Consider the following 17,395-nt stretch of genomic DNA (forward strand, 5'->3'; position numbering starts at 1 on the left):
GTGGCCCCGCCCTATTCTTCCCGGCTGTCGGTGATCCCGAGCAGCTTGAGCTTCCGGTGCAGCGCCGAGCGCTCCATGCCGATGAAGCTCGCCGTGCGCGAGATGTTGCCCGAGAAGCGGCGGATCTGGACGCGCAGATATTCGCGCTCGAAGCTTTCGCGCGCTTCCTTGAGCGGGGCACCCATGATCGCGCTGGTGCCCATGCCGCCGCTGGTATCGGCCGGGCGGCCGAGCACTTCGGGGGGCAAAAGGTCGATGTCGATGCGGCCGATACGATCGCCCGGAGCCAGGATCACGGTGCGCTCGACGACGTTGCGGAGCTGGCGGACATTGCCCGGCCATTCATAGCTCTGCAGCGCGACCATCGCATCGGGCGCGATTTCCGGCGTCGGTACGCGGCGCTCGTTCGCATAGTGCGCGACGAAATGCTCGACCAGGACCGGGATGTCCTCGCGACGATCGGTAAGCGGCGGGATCGTCACCGGCACGACGTTGAGCCGATAATAGAGGTCCTCGCGGAAGCGGCCCTCGGCGATCTCGCTCATCAGGTCGCGCGCGGTCGCCGAGACGACACGGACATCGACCTTGACCACCCGGGTGCCACCGACGCGCGTGAAGCTCTGGTCGGTCAGCACGCGCAGGATGCGCGCCTGGGTGGCGACCGGCATGTCGGCGATCTCGTCGAGGAACAGCGTGCCGCCATGCGCCTGTTCGAGCAGGCCGGTGCGGACCAGGTCCCCGCCCTCCTCGACGCCGAACAGCTCCTCCTCGACGCGTTCGGGCTGCATGCGTGCGGCGCTGACGATGACGAAGGGCGCGGTGGCGCGCTGGCTCCAGCCGTGGAGCAGCCGGGCGGCGACTTCCTTGCCCGTGCCGGCGCCGCCGGTGATCAGCACGCGGCTGCCGGTGGAGGCGACGCGCTTGAGCGTGGCGCGAACGGTGTTGATCGAGCCCGACTGGCCGGTCAGGTCCTCCTCGCGGCCGGCCGAGGCGCGCAGCGAGGCGACTTCGCGCTTGAGCCGCTCGGTTTCGGTCGCGCGTTCGACGAGGAACAGCAGGCGCTCGGCCTCGAACGGCTTTTCGATGAAATCCGAGGCGCCGCGACGGATCGCGGCGACGGCGGTGTCGAGGTTGCCATGGCCCGAGATCACCAGCACCGGGATCGAGGGATCGCGGCGCTTGATCTCGTCGAGGATCTCGAGCCCGTCGAGCCGGGAGCCGTGCAGCCACACGTCGAGCAGCACCAGGCTGGGCCGCCGCTCGGCGATCGCTTCCAGCGCCTCGTCGCTGTTGGCGGCGCCGCGCGTCGAATAGCCCTCGTCCTCCAGCACGCCGGCGACCAGTTCACGGATGTCGCGCTCATCGTCGACGACCAGGATATCGAGACTCATGCCTTCCCACTTCCACTACGCGTAAGCACGGCGGGACGCGGTTCTTCGCCGCCCTCGCCTTCAGGAGCGCTCACCATTTCGGCGAGCTGATCGGTATCGAAGCAGATCGTCACCAGCGTGCCGCCGCCCGGACGATCCGAGAAGGCGATGGTGCCGAAATGCTCCTCGACGATCTTCTTCACGATCGCGAGGCCGAGGCCGGTGCCCCGGCTGCGCGTCGTCATGTAGGGCTCGACGATCCGGTCACGCTCGACCGGCAGGCCGATGCCGTTGTCGGCCAGCGTCAGGGTGATCCTGCCGCCTTCCTCCGGGCTGATCGTCATGACGACCTGGCCCTGGGGCAGCGCCTCCCCTTCCCCGCGCGCCTCGATCGCCTCGACGGCGTTCTTGACGATATTGGTGAAGGCCTGGCCGATCTGGCGGCGATCGCAGATCAGGCCGGGGGCCGGATCGGGCGCGTGCATCTCGAAATGGACCGTGGGATGGGCGACTTCGTGGAGGAACATCGCCTGGCGCGCGATGTCGAGCAGAGATTCCTGGCGGAACATCGGCTTGGGCATGCGCGCGAAGGAGGAGAATTCGTCGACCATGCGGCGCAGGTCTCCGACCTGGCGGACGATCGTGTCGGTCAGCTGGGCGAAGGTGCCGTCCTCGGGCTCGATCTTCTTGCCATAGCGGCGCTTGAGGCGCTCGGCGGCGAGCTGGATCGGGGTGAGCGGGTTCTTGATCTCATGCGCGATGCGGCGCGCGACATCGGACCAGGCGGCACGGCGCTGGTCGTTGAGCTGCTGGGTGATGTCGTCGAAGGTGAGGACCTGGCCCGCCTCGTCGCTGGTGACCTTCACGGCGAGCGTGCGCGCATCGCCGCCGGTGCCGAGCTGGATCACCGCCTCGCGGTCGCCAGTGTCGAGCAGGTCGTTGAGCTCGGGCGCCAGCTCGGCCAACGGGTGGCCGACCAGCTCCTGTTCGCCCTGGTGGAGCAGCTCGATCGCGGATTCGTTGATCAGGCGGACGTTGCGCTGGGCGTCGATCGAGATGACGCCCGCCGAGACGCCGGACATCACCGCTTCGATCAGGACGCGGCGGCTTTCGAGCTGGGCGTTGGCGGTGCGCAATGCCCCGGTCTGCTGCTCGAGACGCTCGGTCATGCCGTTGAAGGCGTCGCCCAAGGTGCTGATCTCGTCGCCGGTCTGCGGGATGTCGACGCGCGCGGCGAGGTCGCCGCCGGCAACGCGGCGGGCCGCGGTGACGAGCTGCTCGACCGGCTTGACCAGCCGATCGGCCACGGCAAGCGCGATCCAGGTAGCGATGCTGACGATCAGCAATGCCACGCCGAACAGGACGGCGTTGAACTGGAGCTGGAGTGCCCGCGAGCGCGCCTGCAGGGCGTTGAACTCGGCGACGATCCGGTCCGCGCCCGAATTCTGCCGGTTCATGAAGTCCACGTTCACGCTGTTCGCGACGTAGAGGAAGATGTTCTGCGAGCGATCGAGCGGGGTGACGACCCACTGCTTCTCGGCGTCGAAATTGGTGTAGCTCTGCTCGTCCTTGAGCAGGTTGAGGACCTGGCCCGAGACACGCGCGGCGAAGGTCTTCGCGGGAGGCGCTTCCCAGGCGTACATCGCCTCGACCTGCTTGCCGCCGACGACGCGGAACACGACCGCCTGGTCGAACGAGCGGTAATAGAGCTGCTGGAGCAGGCTGCTCTGGAACGCCTGCGAATTGACCGGGATCTTGGGGAAATCGCCGGTGAGGTCATCGACCATGGTGCGCGCTTCGGTGGCCCAGCGCTGGGCGACGAGGCCGCGACCCTCCTTGGCGAGGTCCGTCGTCGCGTCGAAGGCGTTGCGCGCGCGCTCCGAGCCCCAGAGCTGGACGCCCGACTGGAACATCACCGATGCCGCGATCACGGTCAGCACAATCGGGATGCTCGCCATCAGGGTGAACACCGCGACGAGGCGGACATGGAGGCGCCCTCCCCCCGCCAGCGCCGACTTGGCGGCGCGGTGGATGGCGATGCGGCGACCGATCAGCACGATCAGCGCGACATAGGGGAGCAGGTTCGCCAGCAGCAGCGATGCGGCGACGCCGGGATTGAAGACCTGGTGCGAGAAATTGCGGACGAACAGGAATGTGGCGACCGGCGTGGCCACGGCCAGCGCCAGCACCACGATCTCCAGCAGCCGGATAGGCGCCAACTGCCGCCCTTTCGGCGTTACCTCGATCAGGGAATCGGCGGTGACGGCATCCATCGTGGCCAAGCTAGATCGAGATTGTGGCAAAAAGAACACATAATCGTGCGCAGTCTGTCGCTATTCGGCACCATCCGGGCGATTGGGGCCGACATCGATGCCGAGCGTATCGAGCCGTTTCCGCAGCGTATTCCGGTTGATCCCCAGCGCGCGGGCGGCGCGGAGCTGGTTGCCGCCGTGGCGCGCGAGCATCGCCTCGATCAGCGGCCGCTCGACCTCGCCGATGATGCGATCGTAGAGCGTGCCGTCGTCGAGCGCGCGGGGATCCTCGATGGCGATGCGCTCGAGGCGGGCGCGGACAGCGGCCTCGATGCCTTCGTCGCGAGTCGCCTGGACCGGTGCGGCACTGGCCTCGCCCAGGGCGCGACGCAGGGCATCGCCGTCGATGACCTCGTCGCGGCTGAGCGCGGCAATGCGGCGCATGAGGTTCTCGAGCTGGCGGACATTGCCGGGCCAGTCATAGGTTTCCAGCACCCGCACCGCGTCGGTGGCCAGGCTCTTGCGCGGCAGGCCGTCCTCGGCAGCGCGGTCGAGGAAGTGGCGGGCGAGCAAGGGCACGTCGTCGCGGCGCTCGCGCAGCGAGGGCAGCGCGATGGGGACGACGTTGAGGCGGTAGAACAGGTCCTCGCGGAACTGCCCGGCCTGGACGAGCGCCGCCAGGTCCTTGTTGGTCGCCGCGACGATGCGGACATCGGCCTTGATCGCGCGGGCACCGCCGACGGTGGTGAACTCGCCCTGCTGGAGGACGCGGAGGAGGCGGGTCTGCGCGTCCATCGGCATGTCGCCGATCTCGTCGAGGAACAAAGTGCCGCCCGCCGCCTGCTCGAACTTGCCGGCGACGCGGGCGGCTGCGCCGGTGAAGGCGCCGCGCTCATGGCCGAACAGCTCCGCCTCGATCAGTTCGCGCGGGATCGCGGCCATGTTGAGCGCGACGAAGGGCGCACGGCGGCGCGGGCCGAGATCGTGGATCGCCTTGGCGACCAGCTCCTTGCCGGTGCCCGACTCGCCGGAGATCAGCACGGTAAGGTCGTTGGAGACGACGCGGGCGATGACCCGGTAGACCTCCTGCATCGCCGGCGAGCGGCCGATCAGCGAGGACCCGCCGCTCAGCTCTTCATCGGGCTGCTCGGCGGGGGCATGGCGGCCGCGGGCGATCGCGCTGCGCACCGCCTGGCCGAGCACGTCGAGATCGAAGGGCTTGGGGAGGTAGTCGAAGGCGCCGACCTCGGTGGCGCGGACTGCCGTGGCCAAGGTGTTCTGCGCCGAGAAGACGATCACCGGGAGCGCGGGATGCTCGGCGGTGAGCCTGGCGACTTCATCGAGGCCATTGCCGTCGGGCAGCACCACGTCGGTGACCAGCACGTCGGGTAGCGCGGCACCGATAGCGCGGCGTAGTTCGGCGAGGCTGGCTGCCGTCGTGACGGCATGGCCTTCGCGGCGTAGGGCGGCTGCGACCACGGTGCGGATCGCGCTGTCGTCGTCGACGACGAGGACCGAGCCGGTCATGCCCTGGCCCTTGGGAGAAGAATGCGGAAGACAGTCATTTCAGGGGGGCGTTCCCGGGCATATTGGATGATCCCGCCCATGTCGCGGACCAGCTTCTCGACGAGCGGGAGGCCAAGCCCCTTCCCCTCCGGCTTGCCCGATACGAAGGGCTCGAACAGGTGCTCGGCAATGTCCTCGGGCGCGCCGGGGCCATTGTCCATGACGCAGATCTCGATCGGCAGCGGCACGCGCGGGCGACCGGCGCCGGTGCTGACCGACATGCCGTGGCGATAGGCGGTGGTCAGCACGATGCGCGGCTGGGCGAGCCCGCCCAGCGCTTCGGCGGCATTCTTGAGCAGGTTCATCATCACCTGCTGGAAGGCATCGGGATCGATCAGCACCTGCGGTAGCGAGGGATCGAAGCGCTCCTCGATCACCATGCCGCGGGCAAAGCCGGCCAACGCAACGCGGCGGGCATGATCGAGCAGCGGATAGACATTGGTCGGCTCGAGCTTGAGCGGCCGCGTGTCGGTGAAGTCCTGCATCCGGTCGATCAGCGCGACGATGCGGTCGACTTCGGTGGTGATCAGGCCGGTGAGCTCACGGTCCTCGCCCGAGCTGGCGAGCAGCTGCGCGGCGCCGCGGATGCCCGAGAGCGGGTTCTTGATCTCATGCGCCAGCATCGCGGCGGCACCCACCGCGGCACGGGCGCCGGCGCTGCGGTCGGCGCCCTGCGCCACCCGCCGGGACTGCGGCGCGTGATGGAGGGTGACGATGCGCCAGCCCGGATGATCGGCGACCATCGTCTCGACGAAATCGACCCGGATGCGGGGGCCGCGGATCGCCTCGATCTCGATGTCGAAGGCGGCGAAGCCGTGTCCGTCACGCCGATCGACATAGCCGTCGGGCGGGCTGAGCACCGCGTCATAGGGCTGGCCGATCATCGTGGTCTCGGCATGGTTGAGCATCGCCTCGCACGCGGCATTGGCATGGGCGATGCGGCCGTCGGGATCGATGACGAGGACCGCGACGGGGAGCGCGGCGAACATCTCCGCGAAGCTGGGGCCGGTGGCGGGCGGCGCAGGCCGCAGCCGCCTCAGGCCGCCGCGCGGGAACGCCACGGCGCGTAGAATTCGTCGAGCATCGCCAGCACGGTCTTGGCGTCGGCTATCTGATTGACCTTGTTGCGGAATTCCGCCGAGCCGGTGAGGCCCTTGGTGTACCAGCCGAGATGCTTGCGCATCATGTTGACGCCGGTCATCTCACCATAATGTTCGAGACTATCGACGTAATGCTCGATAATCACACGATATTGTTCGTCAATGCTCGGATCGGCGCGCTCGCCCTTGCCGGTCAGCGTGTCCATCACCTGGCGCAGCACCCAGGGCTTGCCGTACGCGCCGCGGCCGATCATCACCCCATCCGCGCCCGACTGGCGCAGCGCCTCGCGGGCATCCTCGACCGTGCAGATGTCGCCGTTGACGATCACCGGGATCTTCACCGCGTCCTTGACCGTGCGGACGAACGCCCAGTCGGCCGAGCCGCGATACATCTGGTTGCGGGTGCGGCCATGCACCGTGACCATCTTCACCCCGAGATCCTCGGCGATGCGGGCCAGCTCGGGCGCGTTGAGGCTGTCGTGGCACCAGCCCATGCGCATCTTGAGCGTGACCGGCACGTCGACAGCCTTGACGCAGGCATCGATCAGCGAGGCGGCGTGCTTGAGGTCGCGCATCAGCGCCGAGCCGGCATCGCCGTTGGTGACCTTGCGGACCGGGCAGCCCATGTTGATGTCGATGATAGCGGCGCCGCGATCCTCGTTGAGCTTGGCGGCCTCCGCCATCTCGGCGGGCGAGCAGCCGACGAGCTGCATCGATACCGGCTCCTCGATCGGATCCCAGGCGGCCTTCTGGATCGACTGGCGCGTGTCGCGGATGGCGGCGGCGCTGGCGATCATCTCGGTGACGTTGAGACCCGAGCCGTAACGGCGCACGGCGCGGCGGAACGGCAAGTCGGTCACGCCGGTCATCGGCGCGAGGATGACCGGGTCTTCGACCGTCACCGGGCCGATCTGGATGGGGGCGAGTTCGCTCATAACTATGCCTGAAAAATAGGCAGGCGCACCTACAGGTACAAGCAGATATTGGCAAGTGGACGGTTCCGGACACGGAAGTTCGCGTTGGTTGCGCGCCAGGCGGGTTGCGCGGTGGCGTTCCGGGGAATGGAAAACGGCCAGGAAGGGCGGAAACACGCGGGTTTCCGCGGAGTCGATGCGCGCATTGCCTGACGCCTTGAACGCGGATGTTGGCACGGTGCCCTCGTAGCGTTGCGGCAAGCGGTTGCGCGGGCGCGGGAAATCCGGCGCTCGCTTCGGCGTATCGACAGTTCAAAGAGCGGCCGGCGGGAACCGGCTGAGCTTCGAGGTTGTCAGGGCAGTTCCTACATTGGAAGCCTATTGTGCGGTCGCGGGACCCCAGGAATAGCGATGCCACCACTCATTGCTGCGCCATTTTTCTTCGGCCTGCTTCTCGGGCTGGAAGCGGGCGCGGCGGCGGAGGAGCGCGCAGACCTGGCGATCCCATCTGCGTACGCTGCTCGAGACATCGATCCGGCACGAGCGGACCAACCCGTTCTTCGCGACCTTGAGGGTCACTTCGATCTTGCCGCCCCGCTTCAGCAGCTCCGGCGGATAATCGGCCGGCTGGAGCCACAGATCGGGATCGCCAAGCGCCTCGGGCGCAGAGAGATGCTCCGTCGCAATGACCGGCACATCGCCGTACACGCCATGATGGACGGTCGGATCTTCCCGGCGCGGCGGAAAGGGCGGCAGTTTCCAGTCGATGCTGACGTTCCAGCGATCCGGCGCAGGCTTGCGGTCGCGGCCCAGCGCCGGCGTGAAGCGGGCGCGGCGGATCAGGATGCGGCAGCTGGCTCGGCCCAGCCACTCATATTCGCTGGAGAGCTGGGTGCAGGCATCGACGCGCCCATCGCTGGCGATATCGAGCAGCACGCCGGCATGCCCTTCCTGCTCGGCACGCATGGCGGCCAGCGGATAATCGCCATCCGCGAACCAGAGCGACGGGTCGATCCGGGGGCTGGCGCGGATGACGAGGCCGGAGGCCGGGGCGACATCGGGCGCAGCGGTTACGGTCTGGGCAAGCCCGGGCAGCGGCGCGGCGAGCGTGGCGATGGCCAGCAACGAGAACTGTCGGCGCATGATCCTTCCGGCTCCTATTCAGGCTCGCGGGCTTTTGGCGGCCAATGGAGGATCATGCGAAACTCCGTGGCAAGATTGCCCATCGGCGTGATGGCTGGGGTGAACTCGGCGCGCTTCAGCAGCAGCCTGCAGGTCTCGCGATCGAGCCATCGCGATCCGCTGGACCTGACCACCTTGCATCCCCCCACCTGCCCCTGCTCGCCGACAGCCAGGGCAACCTTGACGCTTCGGCGCCCGAGCTTTCGGCGGATTTCCGCTGGATAGTCGTGATCGGTGATCCAGCTTTCGGGATGAAGGGGGCTCGCGCCGGTCGAGATCATCTCGCTTCGCCCATAGTCCTGCTCGGGGACATCCTGTTGGGCGAGGAGTGCGAGCACTGTGAGGATGAGCATGCGGGCCTCCAATGCCGGCAGATACTATGCGTGCAGTCGGGGAAATCAAATGGTGGCAGCGCTACGGGGCATAGGCTAGGCGACTGGCGATGAGGACTGTCGCCATTATCGTCGCCGCCGGGAGCGGCACCCGGGCCGGGGGGAGCGTGCCCAAGCAGTTCGCGCCGCTGGCCGGCAAGCCGATGCTCCAGCACAGCTTCGATGCCTTGACCTCTCATCCCGAAGTGGACGCTGTTGTCGTGGTAGTTGGCGAAGGCCAGGAAACGGCGCTGCACGCGGCGCTGGGCGACGTGCCCTTCGCGATCGGTGGGGCGACGCGGCGGGAGAGCGTAAAGAACGGACTGGTGCTGGCCGGGGATGCGGACCGCGTGCTGATCCACGATGCCGCCCGCCCCTTCCTATCGCACGCCGTTATCGACCGACTGCTGGCGGCGCTGGGCGATCATGTCGGGGCCATTCCGGGGCTGCCGGTGGCGGATACGCTTGTTTCCGCGTCCGGAGCGTCTGTTTCGCGCGAGGGGCTGGTGCGGGTGCAGACGCCGCAGGCGTTCCGTGGTGCCGATATCGCCGAGGCGCATGCTGCGTGGCCGGCGGATCAGGAAGCGACCGATGACGCGCAGATGGTGCGCGCGCTCGGCAAGACGGTTGCAGTCGTGGAAGGGAGCGCGATGCTCGAGAAGATCACCCACCCCAGTGATTTCGCCGCCGCCGAGGCGCGGTTCGGAGCGTCGATGCGGGTGCGGACCGCCACCGGCTATGACGTGCACCGCTTTGCCGAGGGCGAGGAGCTCTGGCTGGGTGGGATCAGGGTGCCCCATTCGCGCGGGCTCTCGGGGCATAGCGACGCGGATGTGGTGCTGCATGCGATCACCGATGCGCTGCTCGGCACGATCGGCGCGGGCGATATCGGCATGCACTTCCCGCCAAGCGACCCGAAATGGCGCGGCGCGGCCTCGGCGCAGTTCCTGCAGCATGCGGCCTCGCTGGTGGCAGCCGAGGGCGGTGTGATCGATTTCATCGACGTGACGATCATCTGCGAGGCGCCCAAGGTGGGCCCGCACCGTGAGGCGATCCGGGCGAGCATTGCCGCGATCCTGGGGCTGCGGGTTTCCGAAGTGAGCGTGAAGGCGACGACCACCGAGCGGCTGGGGTTCACCGGCCGCGGCGAGGGCATGGCTGCGCAAGCGGTGGCGACGGTGCGGGTGCCGGCCTGAGTGATGTCTTGCGGTTCCCCGGCGAAAGCCGGGGCCCAGGGTGTCGGCGCGCGGGACACCCTCCCCACCGCCTCAGGGAACGAACTGACTCGCGTCGGCAACATTACGGTGGCACATGCCCCGCCCTATGGACACGATTCTCCCGCCGGAGCTGGTCGCCGCAGCGCGCAAGGTGCTTGAAGCCAATCGCGCAGCCGGGCGCCGCGTCGCCGTGGCCGAGAGCTGCACGGGCGGCCTCGTCTCGGCCGCGCTCACCGAGATCCCCGGCTCGTCCGACGTCTTCGACGCCGGGTTCGTCACCTATTCGAACGAAGCCAAGCACGATGTGCTCAAGGTCGGCAGCGACGTGCTGGAGACGTTCGGCTCGGTCTCGATCGCCGTGGCCTGGAGCATGGCGCAGGGCGCGCTGGCGCGGACCCATGCCGATGTCGCGGTGGCGATCACCGGGATCGCCGGTCCCGATGGCGGCAGCGAGAAGAAGCCGGTGGGCACGGTGGTGTTCGCCCAGGCGGTGCGCAACGCCGATCCCGATCACATCGTCGCGGACGCCCGCCATTTCGAGAATAACGGCCGCGCCGGCATCCGCCTTCAGGCGGCGTTGTGCGCGCTCGAGCTGCTGATGCCCGGTGCCGCGGCCCCCGAGGCGGACGAAGCCGACGTCGAATCGCCGTAGAGGCGGGCGGCGCGTTCCTCGAACGCGTTGATCATCTTGCGCAGTGCCCGGTCGAACATCTGGCCGGCGAGCATCTCGAACACGCGGTTCTTGAACGCGAAGTCGACGGTGAAGTCGACCAGGCAGCCCCCCTGCCCGTCGCTGCGGAAGCCCCAGTCATTGTTGAGGTGCTTGAGCGGGCCATCGACATATTCGATGTGCAGGCTGGCCGGGCGTGCCTTGGTGACACGCGAGGTGAAGGTCTCGCGCAGGCCCTTGAAGCCGACGATCATGTCCGCGAGCATCTGCGTGTCGCTGTTCGAGCGGACGCGGATCGCGCTGACCCAGGGCAGGAATTCCGGATATCTGGCGACGTCGGCCACCAGGTCGAACATCTGCTCCGGCGTATAGGGCAGCGGGCGGGTTTCGGAATGCTTGGGCATCGTATCAATTCGTCATCCCGGCGAAAGCCGGGATCCCAGGAGATGATGCGGGGAAAGAGCCGCATGAGATCCCGGCTTTCGCCGGGATGACGGGTATCATTTTCCGGCCTTCGCCAGCTTCGCTTCGCGCGCGGCCTTCATCTCGGCGAAGTCCTCGCCGGCGTGATAGCTCGAGCGGGTCAGCGGCGACGAGGCGACCTGGAGGAAGCCCTTGGCCCGGCCGATCGCGCCATATGCCTGGAAGGCGGCGGGGGTGACGAACTCCTCGACCTTGGCGTGGCGCGGGGTCGGCTGGAGATACTGGCCCATCGTCAGGAAATCGATGTCGGCCGAGCGCATGTCGTCCATCACCTGATGGACTTCCAGGCGCTGCTCGCCCAGGCCGAGCATGATGCCCGACTTGGTGAAGATCGTCGGATCGAGGCGCTTCACCGTCTCCAGCAGGCGCAGCGACGCATAGTAGCGCGCGCCCGGGCGGATCGTCGGGTAGAGCCTGGGGACGGTCTCGAGATTGTGGTTGTAGACGTCCGGGCGGGCGGCGACGATCGCTTCGATCGCGGCTTCATGCTTGTTGCGGAAGTCCGGGGTCAGGATCTCGATCGTGGTGGTCGGGTTGGCCTTGCGGATCTCCTCGATCACCTTGACGAACTGGCTGGCGCCGCCGTCGGGCAGATCGTCACGATCGACCGAGGTGATGACGATGTGCTCGAGGCCCATCTGCGCGGCGGCCTCGGCGACGTGCTGCGGCTCCAGCGGATCGACCTTGCGCGGCATGCCGGTCTTGACGTTGCAGAAGCGGCAGGCGCGCGTGCAGACGTCGCCCAGGATCATCACCGTGGCGTGTTTCTTCGTCCAGCACTCGCCGATGTTCGGACAGGCCGCTTCCTCGCAGACGGTGACGAGGTTCTTCGAGCGCATCAGCGCCCGGGTCTTGGCGAAACCTTCCGAGGTCGGGGCCTTTACGCGGATCCAGTCGGGCTTGCGCTGGCGTTCCGGGCGTGGTGCTGCGGAGAGATCGTTCATGGGGGCCAGATAGAGCGGCTGGGCCGGCGTTTCCAGCCCTGGTTGCACTTTCGTCAAGCTGTGGCCTCCGCAACACTTCGATACAAACCTTGGCAGTCGGAAAAGCGGACGCTAGGGCATCCGTCATGACCGACTTCACCGACCTGCTCGACGGCTATCAGCGTTTCCGGACCAGCGAATATCGGCGGCATCGCGACCGCTGGTCGGGGCTGAGCGAGGGCCAGAGCCCGCGGGTGATGGTGATCGCCTGCTCGGACAGCCGGGTCGATCCGGCGCAGATCTTCGATACCGTGCCGGGCGAGATTTTCGTGGTGCGCAACGTCGCCAACCTGGTGCCGCCGTTCGAGGACGATGCGAGCCGGCACGGCGTGTCCGCCGCGCTGGAGTTCGCGGTGAACCAGCTCGAGGTGCCGGAGATCCTGGTGCTCGGCCATGGCGCGTGCGGCGGTGTCGGCGCGGCGCTGTCGCAGCGCTTCAAGGGCGCGGCGAACGGCGAAGGCGGGTTCATCGCCCACTGGGTCGACATGCTCGACGCGGCGCGCGAGCAGGTCGTCGCCAAATATGGCACCGGCCCCGAGGCGGTGCGTGCGCTCGAGCTGGAGACGGTGCGCGTCTCACTGACCAACCTCACCACCTTCCCCTTCGTCAGCAAGCGGCTGGCCGAGGGGCGGCTGAAGATCCACGGCGCCTATTTCGCGATCGCGGACGGCGTGCTGCACGTGATGGGCGACGACGGCGAGTTCGCGCCGGCCTGAGCGGCTAACGCGCCGCCGCGCCGAGGTCGGCGACTTCCTCCAGATAGCGTTTGCGCGGGGTCCAGCCGCCATCGACGCTGCCGATGATCTTGTGGCGGACCGGGCCGAGCCCGCAGAAGCGCAGGATGTTGCGCTCCAGGCTCTTGAGGCTGTGGGCGCGGTAGAGCCAGCTATAGACCGGCGCGGGCGTCTGCATCGTCACCACGACGCGCGCCGAGCGGCCCTGGAGCAACGGCTCGGGAAAGCCCTGCTTCACATAGCGGAACGCGAAATCGGGGCGGAGAAGCTGCTCGAGGAACGCCTTGAACCACGCCGGCACGTCGCCGAGCCAGAGCGGGTAGAAGATCGCGACATGCTCCGACCAGAGCAGGTCGCGCTGGATCGCCTCGATCACCGGAAGGACCGGCTCCTCGCGATATTCGGCCTGGGTGCGCAGGATCGGGAAATCGAGATCGGCGATGCGGACGCGGCGGACTTCGTGCCCCGCCCCAACCGCTCCCTCGACATAGGCATCGACCAGCGCATGGCCGTAGCGGGCGGGATCGGGGTCCGGATGGCCATCGAGCAGGAGGATGCGGGTCATGGCATGATCCTGCCCCGCCCTCTCCCGCTTCGCCTTGCGCAGGGTCAAATGGCCCGGGCGATCAGAGCCCGGCGTCGGTCTTCAGCGTGCCTTCCGGATCGGCGATCGCGTCGGCGCGCTCCTGCTCGGACCTGGGCGTGGCGACCAGCGGCTTCGCGGCGGCGAGCGCGCGGCGATAGGCCTCGACCAGCGCGGCGCGCGGCTCGGTGCGGATATCGGGCTGGACGCCCTTGCCTTCCCAATTGTCATGAGTGGTCGGATGCTCGACCCGGCCATTGGGGACGAAGGCGCTCATGCCGGCACCGAGCTCGACCGGGCGGTTCTGCGGATTGGCGCCGCCGCGGGTGGGCTCGCCGACCAGTACGGCGCGGTGCGCGGCCTGGACGTCATAGGCGAAGCCTTCCGCCGCCGAGAAGGTGCGGTTGGCGGTGAGCACGAACACCGGCTTGTCGAGATAGAGCGATCCGGTGGCCGGGATATCGGCATGGCGCTGCTCGACTTCGGTGGTGCCGTCCCGGTTGCGCCAGGTGATCTTCGCCATCGGGATCGGGGTGGCCGAGAGATGGCCGAGCAGGCGTGAATCGGTGGTGCCGCCGCCGCCGGTATTCTCGCGCAGGTCGATGATCAGGGCGTTGGTGTCGCGGAGCATCTCCATCGCGCGATCGATCATCACCGCGCCATCGGCGTCCTGGGCGAAGTAGCGCAGCTTGAGATAGCCGATATTGCCCGGCAGGCGGCGCACGCCCATCAGCCCGTGGGCGATATGCTTCTCGAGCAGTGCGGCTTCATTCGGGACCGGCGTGCGATCCGGCGTGATCGTGTTGATCCTGATCTTGAGATGCAGGTCATGGCTCTCGGCGAGCAGCGCGTTGACCTGGGTGACCAGGGCCTCCCGGTCGCGGAGCGCGATCAGGCGGCCGCGCTCCTTGCGGAGCAGCGCCTGGATGCGCGTGCCGACATCCGGATAGGAATAGGTATCGAGCCCGGCGATCAATGCATCGACCGCGCGGGTAGCGGCGGCCGGTGTCAGGTCATCGGGTGCCGCCGAGACGGGAGCGGCGAGCAGAAGCAGGGCAGCGGCGGCAAGGGAGCGCATCGGGGTTCCGAACCTGTGAAGTGTGTTGCTTGAACAAACCACTTCGGCGCGGAACGCGATTTCCTTGCGACGAAACTCAACTTTGCCGCGACCAGATCAAAGGCCGAGTGCCTTTTTTGCGACCTTCTCCACCTCGGGATCGAGCTCGGGCGGGGTCATCGGCACATGCTTCTCCAGCGCATCGGCGATCGCGGTGAGCGCAGCGATGCGGGCGGACTTCTTGTCGTTGCCGTCGATCACGATCCAGGGCGCGTGCTCGGTATTGGTGCGCTTGAACATCTCGTGCATCGCGTCGAGATATTCGGGGCGCTTCGCCCGATTGCGATAATCGTCGAGCCCGGTCTTCCAGCGCTTCCAGGGGTGTTCGAGCCGGTCCTTGAGCCGCTTGTCCTGGGTCTTCTGGGTGACGTGGACGAAGACCTTCACCAGGGTGGTGCCGGCCGTGACCTGCTGGGCCTCGAAATCGTTGATCTCGTCATAGCCGCGTTCCCACTCGGCCTTGCCGGCAAAGCCCTCGACCCGCTCGACCAGGACGCGACCGTACCAGGTACGGTCGAAGATCGCGATATTGTGCTGGGCGGGCAGCCGGCGCCAGAAGCGCCAGAGGAAATGATGGGCAAGCTCTTCCTGGGTGGGCGCGGAGATCGGCCAGACCTCGTAATAGCGCGGGTCCCATTCGGCGGTGAGGCGCTGGATGATGCCGCCCTTCCCCGCCGCGTCCCACCCCTCGAACGCGACGATCGCGCGGCGGCGGTGGACGATGTGCGCGTAGTGGATGTGGCTCAGCCGTTTCTGGACCTTGGCCAGCGCCTTGTCATAATCGCCGTGGAGCTTCTCGCCCTTCTCATAGTCCGACAGATCGATCGTCACGCCGTTCCTCCATTCAGTGGGGGAACGATAGAGGCACGATAAGGCTGCGCCAACCGCCTCAGTCGGGGTTTTCGGCCGCGACCTTCGCGGTCTCGGCGCGCAGGGCCTTGAGTTCCTCGAGCGACATCGGCGCGTCCGGACCGGAGCCGCTGTCGCCGCAGCGGTTGTGCAGTGCCTGCGACGCGGTGAGCATCCGCTCGCTGAGCGCGAACTGGCGGTCCATCGCCTGATCCATCTCCTTCGGCATGCCGTTGCTGCCCATGCCGGCGGTTGCCGCGCTCGACATCAGCGAGCCACCCATCGACACCGCCGTGCCGACGCCGGGGATAAGTCCCGCCAGGCTGGAGAGCAGCCCGCCGGTACGCGCAGCCTTGGATCGCGCCTGCATCTTCTTGCGCATGTCCTCGGCCATCTTGGTCATGCCGATGCTCTCGGCCTGCATGTCGCGTTCGGCCTGGGCGACTTCGGCGCGCAGCTTGGTGCAGACCGGATCCTCCCCCGGCGCGCCAGGCGGCGTGGCCGGCGCGGGCACCTCCTGCGCGGCGGCGTTGGCCTGGGCGAGCAGCAGGGCGGCGGCGGTTAGGGCAAGCATGCGGGGGTGACGCTTCATGGCAGGGCTCCCGGTCAGTCGTCCGAAGGTGGGTGGAGGTCGGTGATCCTGCCGGCGGCGTCGACGCCGAAGCGCCAGGTCATCGACTGGTTCTGGAAGGCGATCGCATAGAGGCGGACATGGTCGTCCTTGCCGGGCGTATCCGCGACCAGGGTGACGCGCCGGACCGGGCCGAGCGCGGCGAGCAGCGGCTGGCCGTAATCCTCGAGGAACGGCACCGGCCCCGTGAGTGCGCTTTCGGCATAGCGCTTGCGATCGAGCTTGCCCGCTGCCGCTTCGGCCATCGCCTCGCGCATCAGCGCGGTGAGTTCGGGCTTCGTATCCGGCACCGCCTTGGGGGCGGCCGGCCTGGGCAGGTAGAAATCGGCGATGCCGCGCGCCAGCAGCGGATAGTAACGCTGCTGGTTGGTGAGGACGATCACCGTCAGCCCTTCGGCATCGGCATGGAGGATGTCGGCGAGCGCGGGGCCGCCGCTGTGCCCGACTACCTTGACGCCATGATAGGTGCCGACGGTCCAGCCCACACCGAAGCCGGCGGGCTTGCCGGTCTTGAGCAAGGGGGGCGTCTCGAGCAGCTTCTGGCTCTCGGGCCTGAGCAGTTCGCCGCGATCGAGCGCGGCGAACAGGGCGGCGAAATCGCGCGCCGAGCTGTGCAGGCCGCCGGCGGCATAGCCGGTCTCGCCATAGACGAAGCTGCTCATCCGCTGCTCGCCGTCGCGCCAGGCATGGATGGCGGCGCGGTGCGGGAGCGGCAGCGACGAACGGAAGGGACCGCCCTGGCGCTCGAAGTTGAAGCCGGTGTCCTTCAGGCCGAGCGGCGTGCAGATCTCGTCGCGGAAGATCGCGGCGATGTCCTTGCCCGCCACCTTCTCCATCACCGCGCGCAGCACGACGAAATCGGTGAAGCCATAGCGGCTCTCGGTGCCCGGCGCATAGGCGAGCGGGGCCTGCATCGCGGCGGCGAGCGTGTCGGCGACATTGTCCTTATGCTCGGGCAGCTTCTCGGACAGGCCGGAGCTGTGGCTCGCGAGGTTGAGGATCGTGATCTCGCGCCAGCTGGCGGGCGCATCCGGGAAGAAGCGATCGAGCGTGTCGTCGAGGCGGAGCTTGCCGGCCTCGACCAGCCGCATCAGCGCGATGCCGGTGAAGATCTTGGTGGCGGACGCGGTCTGGAAGCGCGTATCCGGCCCGACGGGTGCATTCCATTCGAGATTGGCGAGCCCGTAGCTGCGCACCGTCTCGACCTTGCCCTTGCGGACCACGGCGACGGCGATGCCGGGGATGTGCCCGGCCTCCATCTGGGTGCGGACATAGTCATCGACGGCATCGGCGCCTGCGGGCGACGCTGCGAACAGGGCCATGGCGGCCACACCAGCCAGGTAACGCATCCAACTCTCCCGACACGAGCAAGA

Annotated in this window: 17 protein-coding genes; 3 read left to right on the forward strand and 14 right to left on the reverse strand. The window is 67.8% G+C overall.

The genetic code is table 11. The annotated features are described in order from the left end of the window. Positions 1 to 11: 11 nt before the first annotated feature. From HNP52_RS09360 to HNP52_RS09390, 7 genes are all read right to left on the reverse strand, one after another. Complete coding sequence (locus tag HNP52_RS09360) at positions 12 to 1,391, reverse strand: sigma-54 dependent transcriptional regulator (protein ID WP_184165919.1); 1,380 nt, start codon at positions 1,389 to 1,391, stop codon at positions 12 to 14. After that, entirely contained in the window at positions 1,388 to 3,643 is a 2,256-nt protein-coding gene (locus HNP52_RS09365; protein WP_184165922.1) for an ATP-binding protein, read from the reverse strand. The genes HNP52_RS09360 and HNP52_RS09365 overlap by 4 nt, the downstream gene beginning before the upstream one ends. Positions 3,644 to 3,703: 60 nt before the next feature. Next, on the reverse strand, positions 3,704 to 5,149 hold the full coding sequence (gene ntrC / locus HNP52_RS09370; RefSeq protein WP_184165925.1) for a nitrogen regulation protein NR(I): 1,446 nt from the start codon (positions 5,147 to 5,149) through the stop codon (positions 3,704 to 3,706). Continuing rightward, the gene (locus tag HNP52_RS09375) at positions 5,146 to 6,249 is read right to left on the reverse strand and encodes an ATP-binding protein (protein ID WP_184165929.1); all 1,104 of its coding nucleotides are present in this window, start codon (positions 6,247 to 6,249) and stop codon (positions 5,146 to 5,148) included. Before HNP52_RS09375 ends, ntrC begins: the two co-directional genes overlap by 4 nt. Next, positions 6,225 to 7,223: a tRNA dihydrouridine synthase DusB gene (gene dusB / locus HNP52_RS09380; RefSeq protein ID WP_184165932.1), complete on the reverse strand. Its 999-nt coding sequence runs from the start codon at positions 7,221 to 7,223 to the stop codon at positions 6,225 to 6,227. The genes HNP52_RS09375 and dusB overlap by 25 nt, the downstream gene beginning before the upstream one ends. A gap of 357 nt (positions 7,224 to 7,580) precedes the next feature. After that, complete coding sequence (locus HNP52_RS09385) at positions 7,581 to 8,345, reverse strand: TonB family protein (RefSeq protein WP_184165940.1); 765 nt, start codon at positions 8,343 to 8,345, stop codon at positions 7,581 to 7,583. 14 nt (positions 8,346 to 8,359) lie between these two features. Beyond that, positions 8,360 to 8,737 (reverse strand): TonB family protein, encoded by a 378-nt coding sequence (locus HNP52_RS09390; RefSeq protein WP_184165943.1) that lies wholly within the window; start codon positions 8,735 to 8,737, stop codon positions 8,360 to 8,362. Positions 8,738 to 8,826: 89 nt separating this feature from the next. Between HNP52_RS09390 and HNP52_RS09395 the strand changes: the two genes are divergently transcribed. Both HNP52_RS09395 and HNP52_RS09400 read left to right on the forward strand, forming a co-directional pair. Then, positions 8,827 to 9,951 (forward strand): bifunctional 2-C-methyl-D-erythritol 4-phosphate cytidylyltransferase/2-C-methyl-D-erythritol 2,4-cyclodiphosphate synthase, encoded by a 1,125-nt coding sequence (locus HNP52_RS09395; protein WP_184165946.1) that lies wholly within the window; start codon positions 8,827 to 8,829, stop codon positions 9,949 to 9,951. A 127-nt stretch (positions 9,952 to 10,078) separates the two neighbouring features. Further along, the gene (locus HNP52_RS09400; RefSeq protein WP_260396040.1) at positions 10,079 to 10,624 is read left to right on the forward strand and encodes a CinA family protein; all 546 of its coding nucleotides are present in this window, start codon (positions 10,079 to 10,081) and stop codon (positions 10,622 to 10,624) included. On the opposite strand, the gene HNP52_RS09405 is transcribed toward HNP52_RS09400, so the two are convergent. Further along, on the reverse strand, positions 10,540 to 11,046 hold the full coding sequence (locus HNP52_RS09405; RefSeq protein ID WP_184165952.1) for a type II toxin-antitoxin system RatA family toxin: 507 nt from the start codon (positions 11,044 to 11,046) through the stop codon (positions 10,540 to 10,542). The genes HNP52_RS09400 and HNP52_RS09405 overlap by 85 nt on opposite strands. Before the next feature lie 96 nt (positions 11,047 to 11,142). Continuing rightward, positions 11,143 to 12,069 (reverse strand): lipoyl synthase, encoded by a 927-nt coding sequence (gene lipA, locus HNP52_RS09410; protein WP_184165955.1) that lies wholly within the window; start codon positions 12,067 to 12,069, stop codon positions 11,143 to 11,145. Between the two features lie 125 nt (positions 12,070 to 12,194). On the opposite strand from lipA, the gene HNP52_RS09415 reads away from it, so the two are divergent. Then, positions 12,195 to 12,824 (forward strand): carbonic anhydrase, encoded by a 630-nt coding sequence (locus HNP52_RS09415; RefSeq protein ID WP_184165958.1) that lies wholly within the window; start codon positions 12,195 to 12,197, stop codon positions 12,822 to 12,824. Positions 12,825 to 12,828: 4 nt separating this feature from the next. On the opposite strand, the gene HNP52_RS09420 is transcribed toward HNP52_RS09415, so the two are convergent. From HNP52_RS09420 to HNP52_RS09440, 5 genes are all read right to left on the reverse strand, one after another. Further along, the gene (locus HNP52_RS09420; RefSeq protein ID WP_184165961.1) at positions 12,829 to 13,407 is read right to left on the reverse strand and encodes an NAD(P)H-dependent oxidoreductase; all 579 of its coding nucleotides are present in this window, start codon (positions 13,405 to 13,407) and stop codon (positions 12,829 to 12,831) included. 61 nt (positions 13,408 to 13,468) lie between these two features. Next, on the reverse strand, positions 13,469 to 14,503 hold the full coding sequence (locus HNP52_RS09425) for a S41 family peptidase (protein WP_184165964.1): 1,035 nt from the start codon (positions 14,501 to 14,503) through the stop codon (positions 13,469 to 13,471). Between the two features lie 96 nt (positions 14,504 to 14,599). Further along, a complete protein-coding gene (locus HNP52_RS09430; protein ID WP_184165967.1) occupies positions 14,600 to 15,373 on the reverse strand; it encodes a polyphosphate kinase 2 family protein in 774 nt (257 codons plus the stop codon). Between the two features lie 58 nt (positions 15,374 to 15,431). Then, positions 15,432 to 15,983, reverse strand: a complete 552-nt coding sequence (locus HNP52_RS09435) for a hypothetical protein (RefSeq protein WP_184165970.1) — start codon at positions 15,981 to 15,983, stop codon at positions 15,432 to 15,434. Positions 15,984 to 15,997: 14 nt separating this feature from the next. Then, entirely contained in the window at positions 15,998 to 17,371 is a 1,374-nt protein-coding gene (locus HNP52_RS09440) for a serine hydrolase (protein WP_184165972.1), read from the reverse strand. Positions 17,372 to 17,395: the final 24 nt, after the last annotated feature.

Source organism: Sphingomonas kyeonggiensis, from assembly GCF_014204495.1.
Taxonomy (GTDB): Bacteria; Pseudomonadota; Alphaproteobacteria; order Sphingomonadales; family Sphingomonadaceae; genus Sphingomonas; species Sphingomonas kyeonggiensis_A.

Bases quoted from the DNA above. Each gene is read 5' to 3' on its own strand.
- HNP52_RS09360 (WP_184165919.1), bottom strand. From the start codon at position 1,391: ATGAGTCTCGATATCCTGGTCGTCGACGATGAGCGCGACATCCGTGAA.
- HNP52_RS09365 (WP_184165922.1), bottom strand. From the start codon at position 3,643: ATGGATGCCGTCACCGCCGATTCCCTGATCGAGGTAACGCCGAAAGGG.
- ntrC (WP_184165925.1), bottom strand. From the start codon at position 5,149: ATGACCGGCTCGGTCCTCGTCGTCGACGACGACAGCGCGATCCGCACC.
- dusB (WP_184165932.1), bottom strand. From the start codon at position 7,223: ATGAGCGAACTCGCCCCCATCCAGATCGGCCCGGTGACGGTCGAAGAC.
- HNP52_RS09385 (WP_184165940.1), bottom strand. From the start codon at position 8,345: ATGCGCCGACAGTTCTCGTTGCTGGCCATCGCCACGCTCGCCGCGCCG.
- HNP52_RS09390 (WP_184165943.1), bottom strand. From the start codon at position 8,737: ATGCTCATCCTCACAGTGCTCGCACTCCTCGCCCAACAGGATGTCCCC.
- HNP52_RS09395 (WP_184165946.1), top strand. From the start codon at position 8,827: ATGAGGACTGTCGCCATTATCGTCGCCGCCGGGAGCGGCACCCGGGCC.
- HNP52_RS09400 (WP_260396040.1), top strand. From the start codon at position 10,079: ATGGACACGATTCTCCCGCCGGAGCTGGTCGCCGCAGCGCGCAAGGTG.
- HNP52_RS09405 (WP_184165952.1), bottom strand. From the start codon at position 11,046: ATGCCCAAGCATTCCGAAACCCGCCCGCTGCCCTATACGCCGGAGCAG.
- lipA (WP_184165955.1), bottom strand. From the start codon at position 12,069: ATGAACGATCTCTCCGCAGCACCACGCCCGGAACGCCAGCGCAAGCCC.
- HNP52_RS09415 (WP_184165958.1), top strand. From the start codon at position 12,195: ATGACCGACTTCACCGACCTGCTCGACGGCTATCAGCGTTTCCGGACC.
- HNP52_RS09420 (WP_184165961.1), bottom strand. From the start codon at position 13,407: ATGACCCGCATCCTCCTGCTCGATGGCCATCCGGACCCCGATCCCGCC.
- HNP52_RS09425 (WP_184165964.1), bottom strand. From the start codon at position 14,503: ATGCGCTCCCTTGCCGCCGCTGCCCTGCTTCTGCTCGCCGCTCCCGTC.
- HNP52_RS09435 (WP_184165970.1), bottom strand. From the start codon at position 15,983: ATGAAGCGTCACCCCCGCATGCTTGCCCTAACCGCCGCCGCCCTGCTG.
- HNP52_RS09440 (WP_184165972.1), bottom strand. From the start codon at position 17,371: ATGCGTTACCTGGCTGGTGTGGCCGCCATGGCCCTGTTCGCAGCGTCG.